The sequence below is a fragment of the Marinobacterium rhizophilum DSM 18822 genome, from assembly GCF_000378045.1.
GTDB classification, from domain to species: Bacteria; Pseudomonadota; Gammaproteobacteria; order Pseudomonadales; family Balneatricaceae; genus Marinobacterium_A; species Marinobacterium_A rhizophilum.
Map to the genome: position 1 here is coordinate 314,601 of NZ_KB899089.1, position 11,386 is coordinate 325,986.

The following is an 11,386-nucleotide window of genomic DNA, read 5'->3' on the forward strand; positions in this document are numbered from 1 at the left end:
ACTGAGCGTAACGGCGTTTTATATGCAAAATTCATTTCGGAGGGAAACCCATGTTCCGTTCACTGATCCTGAGCGCCTGTCTGATAGGCGTTATCCTTGGACTTACCCTGACGGCCCTGCAGGCCGTTGGCGTCACCCCCATCCTGCTTGCGGCTGAAGAGTACGAAGTCAGCGACGAGCCTTCTCTTGGCGCGGCTGATCACGGCCATGCTCACGGCGACCAGACCGACCACCATGAGGCATCCGACTGGGCCCCGGCCGACGGCACAGAGCGCCTCTTTTACACGGCGGTTTCCAACATTTGCGCCGGCATCGGCTTTGCCGCCATTCTGCTGGTGGTCATGAACCAGCTGAGCCAGCGCGGCCGGCTGGAACTGACACCCGGCCGCGGCCTGGCCGTGGGCGCTGTGGGGTATCTCGCGGTCTTTGTGGCACCGTCGCTGGGCCTGCCACCCGAGATCCCGGGCGCGTCGGCCGCCGCGCTCGAGGCACGCCAGCTGTGGTGGCTCGCGACCGTGGCCACGGCCGCTGCCGGCCTGGGCCTGCTGACCCTGGCGCGCGGCTGGACACGATGGCTCGGGCTGGCGTTGTTGCTGCTGCCCTACGCCTGGGTGCCGGTACACGAAGGCCCGATGTTCTCGCATCCCGATCCGCTGGCGCTTTCCGCCCTGAACGCGCTGCACCATGAGTTCGTCTGGGCATCGGGCCTGACCAACCTGGCATTCTGGCTGCTGGCCGGACTGCTCTGTGCACTCGTCCTGAAGCGTCTTGTCGGCACGTCGAGTCATGATGAAGTCCCAGCCTGACTTTCCCTTCGCCGCCGTCGTCGGCCAGGAAGCCCTCAAGACCGCGCTGCTGCTCAACGCCATCGACCCCCGGGTCGGTGGCGTGCTGGTCAGCGGCCCGCGCGGCAGTGCCAAATCCACGCTGGCCCGGGCACTGGCAGCGATCCTGCCCGATGACGCCGAAGGCCGCCGGCCACCCTTTGTCAACCTGCCGCTGGGGGCCAGCGAGGATCGTCTGACCGGCAGCCTGGACCTGCAGCAGGTGCTGACCGCACGCGAGGCGGCCTTCCAGCCGGGGCTGCTGGCCCGGGCGGATGGGGGCGTGCTCTATGTCGATGAGGTCAACCTGCTGCCGGACACCCTGGTGGACCTGCTGCTCGACGTGGCAGCGCGTGGCATCAACAGTGTCGAGCGCGACGGCATCAGCCATACGCATAGTGCGCGTTTCAGCCTGATCGGCACCATGAACCCCGACGAGGGCGAACTGCGCCCGCAGCTGCTCGACCGGTTCGGGCTCTGCCTGGAACTCGACTCGCTGGTAAGCGTGCCTGACCGGATCGCCATCGTGCAGCAGCGCGAAACCTTTGACCGTGACCCGGCTGCGTTTGTGGCGGAGCACGGCGCCGCCCATGCAGCGCTCACCCAGCGGATTCGCCGGGCCCAGCGGCTCCTGCACGGGATGAGTGCAGCGCTCTGGGTCTACGAGCATATCGCGGCCCGCTGCGCAGCGGCCGGTGTCGAAGGCCTGCGGGCTGACGTGACCTGGCACCGGGCCGCGCAGGCCCATGCCGCCTGGCGCGGCGCGCAAAACATAAGCCGGGAAGACCTGGATGCCGTCGAGCCCTGGGTGCTGGCGCATCGCCGCACCATCCCCCCCGAGCCGCCCAAGCCTCAGTCGCCGCCGTCCGGCCACTCATCCGGTACCAATCAATCCGGCCCATCCCAGGCCGGCGATCGATCCCACGACAGCGCCGGTGCTCCGCAGGAACAGGGACAATGGGGTGCCATGGCGCCGGTGGCGCAGAAAACCGTCCGGGCGCCTGCGCCGACGTTGCCGGCACTTTTGCTCGCAACAGAATCGCGTGCAGCAGAATCCGGCGCAACGGCACCGAAGCCGCCGCAGTCTGCACCGTGCGCCCGGACCCGAAGAGGCCACCAGCCGGGCCAGCGCCGGGCCCACCGTGCTACGCAACGCCCGGACTGGTTCGCCACCCTGATCGCCAGCCAGGGTGACTGGCCCTGGCATCAGCTGCGCTACCGCAAGGCCCGTACCGGCCAGCCGGTGCTGCATTTCATGCTGCTGGATACCTCAGGCTCCACCCTGGGCCAGCGCCTGCTGGGCCGGGCCAAGGGTCTGGTCGATGCGCTGACGCGCCAGGCCTACGCCGCCCGGGAGCAGGTTGCGGTGCTGGGCTTTGGCAATGACGGCGTCAGCCCGATCCTGCCACGCCGACGCGCCCCCAAGGGCCTGCTCGCGCAGCTGGATGCCGCGGACGGCGGCGGCGGCACCCCGATCCGCGCGGCCATCGAGCGGGCGGCGCAACTGATCCGCCAGTGGCAGCGACGCGAGCCCGGCCTGCACATCCGCACCTACCTGATCACCGACGGCCGCACTCGGGAACCCCTGGCCGGCCTGCCGAGGCTCGGCGACTGCCTGGTCGTGGATACCGAGCAGTCCGCCGTTCGACGCGGGCAGGGGAGCCGCATTGCACAAGCACTGGGCGCGCTTTACCGGCCGCTCCGGCTGATGGAATCCGCATGAACACTGACATAGACAGCAACCCTCCTGTTCAGTCCCAGGACAGGGCAACCTGTCCCGCGGTCTTTATCGCCGCGCCGGCCTCCGGGCAGGGCAAGACGACCGTCACCGCGGCGCTGGCCCGGCTGCTGCGCAACCAGGGCAAGGTGGTGCGGGTGTTCAAGACCGGCCCCGACTACCTGGACCCCCAGGTGCTGGCCCAGGCCTCCGGCCAGCCGGTCGATCAGCTCGACCTGTGGATGGCCGGCGAGGCCTCGTGCCGCCAGCGCCTGTACGAGGCGGCACGGGTGGCGGACCTTATCCTGGTTGAAGGCGCCATGGGCCTGTTCGACGGCGAACCCTCCAGTGCGGACCTGGCGGCGCGCTTCGGCCTGCCGCTGGTCATCGTCATGGACGTCAAGGGCATGGCCCAGACCGCGGCGGCCCTGGTGGCGGGCCTGGCGGGCTTTCGGGACGACATCCGCATCGCCGGCCTGATCGCCAACGCCTGCGGCTCGCAGCGCCACCGGGAGCTGATCGAAACGGCCCTGCCCGCATCGGTGCCACTGCTGGCTGCGGTGGCGCGCAATGCGGACCTGGCCCTGCCGGAGCGGCACCTGGGGCTGGTGCAGGCCGAGGAAATCCGCGACGACCTCGAAACCCGCTTTGAAGCCGGTGCCCAGGCGTTGCAGGCGGAAGGTTTGGACCAAGCCCTGCTGCGTTTGCCTCCGGTCACCTTCGAGGCCGCCCAAGCCGGTACGGCCGACACCTTGCCCTCGCTGCAGGGCCTGCGCGTTGGTGTGGCGCGCGATGCCGCCTTCAGCTTCATTTACCAGGCCAACCTGGACCTGCTGCAGCGCCTTGGCGCGACGATCCGATTCTTCTCGCCGCTGGCCGACAGCCGCCTGCCGGAGTGTGATGCACTCTGGCTGCCGGGCGGCTACCCCGAGCTGCACGGCGCCCGCCTGGCGGCGAACACATCAATGCAGGACGACATCCGCCGCTTTTTTGCCGCCGACAAGCCGATCCTGGCCGAATGCGGCGGCATGCTCTATTGCCTGCAAACCCTCACCGGCTACGACGAACAATCGCACGCCATGCTGGGACTGTTGCCGGGACAGGGCTGGATGCGCGGACGCAGCGGCTGCCAGGGCATGCAGACCGCCGAGCTGCCGGAAGGGCCGGTGCGGGCACACGCCCATCATCGCTCGGTGGCGGACGGCACGCCCGAACCCATCGCCCACGGCCGGCGCCAGCGCCATCCTGCGCCGGGCGAGGCCATCTATCGTGCGCGGCGCCTGACGGCGTCCTACCTGCACCTGTATTTCCCCAATAATCCCGCCGCCATGGCCCGCCTGCTGGGCAGTCACCTGGCGGCGAACAGCAAGACTAAGGAGTTCAACGGATGCGACTGAACAAGATCCCCGCCACGGTTGTAACCGGCTTTCTGGGCAGCGGCAAGACCACGCTGCTGGCCAGCATTCTGCGCCAGGTGACCGGCAAACGCATCGCGGTCATCGTCAACGAATTCGGCGAGCAGGACATCGACTCCAGCCTGCTGCGCAGCTGCGCGCTGGACTGCGACGACGCCCAGCCGGTGTCCGAGGCAGGCGGCATCTACGAGCTGGCCAACGGCTGCATCTGTTGCACGGTGGAGGAGGAATTCCTGCCGGTGATGAAACAGCTGATGGCACGCCGCGACGACATCGACCATATCCTGATCGAGACCAGCGGGCTGGCACTGCCCAAGCCGCTGGTGCAGGCCTTCAACTGGCCGGAAGTGCGTCAGCACTGCACCGTCGACGCCATCATCACGGTGGTCGACGGACCGGCCGTCGCCGCCGGTCGATACGCCAGTGACGTCGCAAAAGTGGACGCCCAGCGCCGGGCCGACGAGAACCTGGACCATGATCCCAGCCTGCGCGAACTGCTGGACGACCAACTCAGTGCCGCCGACCTGGTGCTGGTGAGCAAGACCGACCTGCTGACACCACTCGAGCGGGAACGGGTCGAGACACTGGTGCGGGCGCAGCTCACCGAGTCGGTCAAGACGCTGTTCATCGACCAGACGCTGGCCTCGGACAGGGACACGCTGGAGGCCCTGATGGGCATCGGCGCGGCAAGCGAGGAGGGCATCAACGCCATCGACAACCACCACGACCGCCATCACGCCGACGGCGCGCACCATGACCATGCCCACGATCATTTCGATTCCTGCGTGATCCGCCTGGGTGAAGTCGACGGCGCGGCACTGGCGCAGCGCCTGCAGCAACTGCTCAAGGCACACCAGATCTACCGCGCCAAGGGCTTCGCGGCCCTGCCCGGCAAGCCGATGCGCCAGGTGGTGCAGGCCGTGGGTGAACGTCTGGACTGTTATTTCGACCGCCTGTGGGCACCGGACGAGCCGCGTGTCACCCAGATCGTCGTGATCGGCAAGGGACTGGATAGCGACGCCCTGCGCGAGGCGCTGGCCGCCACCGAGATAACAGCGACCGCCTGATGCACCTGTTCGCCGCCAAGCCCGGGGGCTTCGTCGATGATGAAGGCATCGTCGACCTGCAGCAGAGCCCCGCCGAGATCGTCGTCCTGTCCGCCGCCGACAGCAGCCTGTCGGCGCTGGCCCAGGCGGTCGATCGCCTGGGCGACGACTACCCGACGGTGCGCCTCGCCAACTGGATGAACCTGGTCAAGCCCGCGGCCTACGATCTCTACGAGGACCGGGTGCTGGACAAGGCCCGCCTGGTGATCGTCTCGCTGCTGGGCGGCAGCAGCTACTGGCAGTACGGGTACGAGCGTCTGCTCGCCTGGGCCGCCGGTGGGCAGGGGCGCCAGCTGATCCTGGTGCCGGGCTGCGACGCGCCGGACGACGCTTTGCTGGCAGCCTCCAGTGTGCCGTTCGATCTTGCTCGGCGCACCTGGCGCTACCTGCGCGAGGGTGGGGCAGCCAACGCCGAGCAGCTGCTGCGCTGCATCGGGGCCGAGTGCCTGGGCCTGGCGCTGGACTGGCGCGAACCCAGGGCCATACCGGCGGCGCTGCTTTACGCGCCTGCGACCTGCAGGCCGCAGGCGCGCGCTGGCCGGGAAACCAGCCTGAGCGAATGGCGGACGCGGCAGGTACCGGGCCGTGCGGTCTGCCTGCTGCTGTTCTACCGCAGCCACCTGCAGGGCGCCAACACCGAGGTGTTGGATGGCCTGATCGGCGCACTGCAAAACGAAGCACTCGAGCCGCTGCCGGTCGCCGTGGCATCCCTCAAGGACGTGGCCTGCATCGCCTTCATCAACCACCTGATCGAGCAGACCGGGGCCCTGCTGGTGGTGAATACCACCGGGTTTTCGGTCAACCGCAGCCCCGAGGATACCGATGCCCTGGGCGGCGAGGACCTGGACGGCCTGTTCGCGGGACGACCGGTGGTGCTGCAGGCGATCCTGTCGAGCAGCACCGAGGACGACTGGCAGGCGCAGGCCAGCGGGCTACGCAGCCGTGACCTGGCCATGCAGGTGGTACTGCCGGAGATGGACGGGCGCATCATCACCCGGGCCCTGGGCTTCAAGGCACAGGATCACTACAGCGAGCGCTGCCAGCTGGCGGTCATCCGCCACCAGCTGCATGCCGAGCGCGCCGCCTTCGTCGCCGAACTGGCGCGGCGCTTCTGTGACCTGCGCCAGATGCCGAACCGCGACAAACGCCTGGCACTGGTCTTGGCCAACTATCCCAGCCGGGATGGCCGCATCGGCAATGGCGTCGGCCTCGACACGCCGGCCTCGACGCTGCAGATCCTGCGGGCACTGCAGACGGCGGGCTACCCGGTGACCGGCGTGCCGGACGACGGCGGTGCCCTCATCGAGCTGCTGCAGGGCGCCGTCACCAACGATAACGCCAGCCTGGACCTGCGCCCCTGCTGGCAGAGTATCAGCCTGGACGATTACCTGGCCTGGTTTCGCACCCTGCCGGAAGATGCTCAGGCGGCGGTCAACGGCCGCTGGGGACCGCCGGATACGGATCCGAAATGCCGCCAGGGCCGGCTGATGATCGCCGGTATCCGCCTGGGCGAGACCTTCGTCGGCATTCAGCCGGCGCGGGCCTTTGGGGAAGGCCTGGGCGACGACCCGACCCAGAGCTACCACGATACCGAACTGGTGCCGCCGCACAGTTACCTGGCGTTCTACCTCTGGCTGCGCGAGCACTACCAGGTGCATGCCGTCATCCATATCGGCAAGCATGGCACGCTGGAATGGCTGCCGGGCAAGAGCACGGCGCTGTCCGCCGACTGCTGGCCCGATATCACGCTGGGCCCGCTGCCGCATTTCTATCCGTTCATCGTCAACGACCCGGGCGAGGGCGCCCAGGCCAAGCGCCGTAGCCAGGCCGTCATCATCGATCACCTGATGCCGCCGCTGGCCCGGGCCGAACTTTACGGCGCCATGGCGGAACTGGAAGCCCTGACCGACGAATACTACCAGGCGCTGGGGATGGACCCGCGCCGCGAAACCTTGCTGCGCGAACGCATCCTCGAACACCTGCGCCGCACCGGTATCGACCGGGAACTGGCCCAGACATCGGACGACGAGGGGCTGCTCAACGAACTGGACGCCTACCTCTGCGACATCAAGGAAGCCCAGATCCGTCACGGCCTGCATGTACTGGGCACCCTGCCGGAGCACGACAAGCTGGCCGGCACCCTGGTCGCCATCCTGCGCCTGCCGCGGGGCGAGGGAGCGGCCTATCGCGGACTGCTGCACAACCTGGCGGACGACCTGGAACTGGGCGCGGAGCAGGGGCCTTTCGATCCCCTGATGGCCGGCACCGAACCCTGGACCGGCCCCAGGCCTGCGGTACTTCGGGAACTGAGCGCGTCCGCCTGGCGCACCGGCGCCGATACCCGCGAGCGCCTCGAGCTGCTGGCGCACCGGCTGGTGGCCGATTATGTGCTGCAGGAAGGACCGCTGGACATCCTGGCGGCCGACTATCCGGCCACCGCCATACAGTGCCGCTACGCCCGCGAGCGGGTCTGGGCGGCGATGCGACGCGGCGCCGCGATGGAGATCCAGTCGCTGCTGGACGGCCTGGGCGGCTATTTCGTCCCGGCCGGCCCGAGCGGGGCGCCCAGTCGCGGCCGCCTGGATACCCTGCCCACCGGGCGCAACTTCTTTACGGTGGACAATCGCGCGATCCCGTCCCCGGCCGCCTGGTCCCTGGGGCAAAAGTCGGCCCAGGCCTTTGTCGAGCGGTACCTGCAGGATAACGGCGACTTCCCGCGTCGGCTGGGGTTGTCGGTCTGGGGCACGGCCACCATGCGCACCGGCGGCGACGATATCGCCCAGGCATTTGCCCTGATGGGCGTGCGGCCGGTCTGGTCGCTGGGCTCGCAGCGGGTCATCGATATCGAGGTGATTCCCGCCATGCTGCTCAAGCGCCCCCGCGTCGACGTCACGCTGCGTGTATCCGGTTTTTTCCGCGATGCCTTTCCCAATGTCATTCGCCTGTTCGACGCCGCCGTGCAGGCCCTGGCCGCGTACGAGGAACCGGGCAGCGACAACGGTATCCGTACAGCCGTTGCACAGCGTCGGCAGGCGCTCGAAGCGCAGGGGCTGGCGGCGGACGCGGCCGCCCGCGAGGCCAGCTACCGCGTCTTCGGCAGCAGGCCCGGCGCCTATGGCACCGGCCTGAACAGCCTGATCGACGGCCGCGCCTGGGATGGGGCGGATGACCTGGCACAGGCCTACCTGCGCACCGGGGCCTACGCCTATGGTCAGTTCCCGGAGTCCGGCATCGCCGCGCGGGACGCGTTCGAGCATCAGCTCACCGGCCTGGAGGCGGTGATGCAGAACCAGGACAACCGCGAGCACGATATCCTCGATTCAAATGCCTACTACGCCTTCCAGGGCGGCATGGCCAACGCCAGCCGCGCCCTCAGCGCCAAGGCGCCCGCCATCTACCACGCCGATCACGCCAACCCCGCGCAGCCGCGCATCCGCAGCCTCAAGGAAGAGCTGAGCCGGGTGATCCGTTCCCGCGTGCTCAATCCAAAATGGATCGAGGCCATGCGCGAGCACGGTTACAAGGGTGCCTTTGAGATGGCCGCCACCGTGGACTACCTGTTCGCCTACGACGCCACCACCGATCTGGTGGCCGACTACCAGTACGCCCAGGTCACCGACGCCCTGGTACTGGACCCGGCCAATCAGCACTTTTTGCGGACACACAATGCCGCGGCACTGGAAGAGATGGCCGAGCGCTTGCTGGAAGCGGTCCAGCGCGGGCTCTGGCAGGACCCGGGCGATCAGGGCGCGGCACTGCAGGACCTGCTGCTCGAAATCGACGCTGCGCGGGAAACCGGCACCGCGGTGACAGGAGTATCCCAGGGTGGCTAAACCCCGCATCAAGGGCTGGTGCCCGGGCGCCTGGCAGCCGATGGCGTCGGGCGACGGCCTGCTGGTGCGCGTACGGCCGTTCCAGGGCCGGCTGTCGCGAAGCCAAATACTGGCGCTGTGCGATGCCGCGGAAGACTTCGGCAGCGGGCTGATCGAACTCACCAGCCGTGCCAACCTGCAGCTGCGCGGCGTCACCGAGTCGACCTGGCCGGCGCTGATGGCCTGCCTCGCCGCTCAGGACCTGCTCGACCCGGACCCGGCCACCGAGCGCCGGCGCAATGTCCTGCTGGCACCGGACTGGCAGCCGGACGACGCCACCGACGCGGCGGCCCGGCTGCTGCTGGCCCGCCTCGGCGAACTGCCCGAGTTGCCGGGCAAGGTGGGTTTCGCCATCGATGCCGGCCCCGCGCCGGTACTAGGCGGGGCATCCGCGGACTTTCGCATCGAGCGGGCGGCGTCAGGTGCATTGCTGGTGCGGGCCGATGGCCATGCACAGGGCACCCCGGTGCACTCGGTCGCCGCTGCGGTAGCCCTTGTGCTGCGCCTGGCGCACTGGTTCGTCGACAGCGGCGGGCGGGTGTCCGGCCGAATGCGCCGGCACCGGGCACCGCTGCCCCCCTGGGCGCCGGCCGGCACAGCGCCCGCCGCGGCCCGTGGCCCGCTGCCGCTGGGCGCGCATCCACTGGGCCGGCTCTACGGGCTGCCGTTCGGGCGGGTAACGGCGCAGGTGCTGCGCGCCGCTATCGAACCCAAGCAGGTCACCGGCGTGCGGGTCACGCCCTGGCGCCGCCTGCTGGTCGAGGCCGACTGTTTGTCTGTGCCGGCGCCGGCCGGCCTGCTGAGCGATAACCGCGATGCGCGCCTGGGCATGGACGCCTGTCCCGGTGCCCCCCACTGCGAACAGGCGAGCGTGGCGACGCTGGACCTGGCCGAGCGTCTCAGCGGGCGGATTGACGGCTCCGTGCACCTGTCCGGTTGCAGCAAGGGCTGCGCCCGCCAGGCGCCTGCAACGCTGTGCCTGACCGGGCGCGGCGGGCGCTTTGACCTGATCCGTGACGGGCGCGCGGACGCCACGCCGGCCGCGACCGGCCTGACCGAATCTGAAGTTTTTGCTTATCTGGAGAATATCGATGCCCCACGTCTATGAAACGGACGGACCGGCGATTTATCGGGAGTCGTTTGCCACCATTCGGCGCGAGGCCGAACTGGCGCGCTTCGCGCCGGAAGAGGAACCGGTGGCGGTACGCATGATCCATGCGGCCGGCCTCGTCGAGCTGGCGCCGCATATCCATTTTCGCGGCGATGCCGTGAACCGGGCCCGCGCGGCACTGGAGCGGGGCGCGCCGATCCTGTGTGATGCCCGCATGGTGTCCGAAGGCATCACCCGCACGCGCCTGCCGCTGGATAACCCCATCATCTGCACGCTGCACGACGAGCGGGTGCCCGGCATGGCGCGCGAGATGGCCAACACCCGCTCGGCGGCGGCACTGGAACTCTGGCGTCCCTACCTCGACGGCGCGGTGGTGGCGATCGGCAATGCACCCACCGCGCTGTTTCACCTGCTGAACATGCTGGAAGATCCGCAGTGCCCGCGTCCGGCGGCCATCATCGGTTGCCCGGTCGGCTTCGTCGGCGCCGCCGAATCCAAGGACGCCCTCTGGGCCAGCGCAGCGGTACCCTGCTGCATCGTACGCGGGCGTCTCGGCGGCAGCGCCGTGACGGTCGCCGCCATCAATGCCATAGCGAATCGAACAGAATGACGACCGGAACCATTTACGGCGTTGGGCTCGGACCCGGCTGCCAGGACCTGATGAGCGTGCGGGCCGACCGGCTGATCCGCCGAGCAACCCATGTCGCCTATTTTCGCAAAAAGGGCCGTAGCGGCCATGCCCGCAGCATCGTCGAGGGCATGCTGCGCGACGACGTCATCGAACTGCCGCTGGAATACCCGGTCACCACCGAGATTCCGTTCGACGATCCGCGCTACAACGCACTGCTGGCGGCCTTTTACGAGCGCAGCGTCGCGCAGCTGAGCGAGCTTGCCGACGCCGGCCTGGACGTGGTGGTGCTGTGCGAGGGCGATCCGTTCTTCTACGGCTCTTTCATGCACCTGTATTCACGACTGCGGGACCGGGTACCGGTGTCGGTGGTGCCCGGCATCACCGGCATGTCCGCCGCCTGGACCGCCACCGGGCAGCCCGTGACCTGGGGCGATGACATCCTGACCGTGCTGATGGGCACCCTGCCGGAGGCAACACTGGCCAAGCACATCGCTGATACCGATGCGCTGGTGGTGATGAAGATCGGCCGCAACCTGGCCAAGCTGCGGCGGGCACTGGCGCTTGCCGGGCGTGAGGATGAGGCCTGGCTGATCGAATATGCCGCCATGCCGGAGCAGCGGGTGATGCCGTTGCGCGAGGCCGGCGATACCGCGCCGTACTTTTCCATCCTGTTGATCCACGGCAACGGGAGGCGGCCATGACCGGTACTG

At 68.8% G+C, this 11,386-nt stretch carries 8 protein-coding genes; all 8 read left to right on the plus strand.

Features of this window, described 5'->3' with window-relative positions:
• The first annotated feature begins 50 nt into the window (after positions 1 to 50).
• The 8 genes from F451_RS0101430 to F451_RS0101465 are packed head-to-tail and all read left to right on the plus strand — an operon-like array spanning position 51 to position 11,377.
• Positions 51 to 806: a CbtA family protein gene (locus F451_RS0101430; protein ID WP_020679563.1), complete on the plus strand. Its 756-nt coding sequence runs from the start codon at positions 51 to 53 to the stop codon at positions 804 to 806.
• The gene (locus tag F451_RS0101435) at positions 787 to 2,547 is read left to right on the plus strand and encodes an AAA family ATPase (RefSeq protein ID WP_020679564.1); all 1,761 of its coding nucleotides are present in this window, start codon (positions 787 to 789) and stop codon (positions 2,545 to 2,547) included. Before F451_RS0101430 ends, F451_RS0101435 begins: the two co-directional genes overlap by 20 nt.
• The gene (locus tag F451_RS0101440; protein ID WP_020679565.1) at positions 2,544 to 3,938 is read left to right on the plus strand and encodes a cobyrinic acid a,c-diamide synthase CobB; all 1,395 of its coding nucleotides are present in this window, start codon (positions 2,544 to 2,546) and stop codon (positions 3,936 to 3,938) included. The genes F451_RS0101435 and F451_RS0101440 overlap by 4 nt, the downstream gene beginning before the upstream one ends.
• Positions 3,929 to 5,023 carry a cobalamin biosynthesis protein CobW gene (gene cobW / locus F451_RS0101445; protein ID WP_020679566.1) on the plus strand — a complete coding sequence of 365 codons (1,095 nt, stop codon included), beginning with the start codon at positions 3,929 to 3,931 and terminating at the stop codon, positions 5,021 to 5,023. The genes F451_RS0101440 and cobW overlap by 10 nt, the downstream gene beginning before the upstream one ends.
• Positions 5,023 to 8,895 (plus strand): cobaltochelatase subunit CobN, encoded by a 3,873-nt coding sequence (gene cobN, locus F451_RS0101450; protein ID WP_020679567.1) that lies wholly within the window; start codon positions 5,023 to 5,025, stop codon positions 8,893 to 8,895. Before cobW ends, cobN begins: the two co-directional genes overlap by 1 nt.
• Positions 8,888 to 10,042 (plus strand): hypothetical protein, encoded by a 1,155-nt coding sequence (locus F451_RS0101455; protein WP_020679568.1) that lies wholly within the window; start codon positions 8,888 to 8,890, stop codon positions 10,040 to 10,042. Before cobN ends, F451_RS0101455 begins: the two co-directional genes overlap by 8 nt.
• Positions 10,026 to 10,655 (plus strand): precorrin-8X methylmutase, encoded by a 630-nt coding sequence (locus F451_RS0101460; protein WP_020679569.1) that lies wholly within the window; start codon positions 10,026 to 10,028, stop codon positions 10,653 to 10,655. Before F451_RS0101455 ends, F451_RS0101460 begins: the two co-directional genes overlap by 17 nt.
• Positions 10,652 to 11,377, plus strand: coding sequence for a precorrin-2 C(20)-methyltransferase (locus F451_RS0101465; protein ID WP_020679570.1), 726 nt, complete (start codon positions 10,652 to 10,654; stop codon positions 11,375 to 11,377). Before F451_RS0101460 ends, F451_RS0101465 begins: the two co-directional genes overlap by 4 nt.
• Positions 11,378 to 11,386 lie beyond the last annotated feature (9 nt).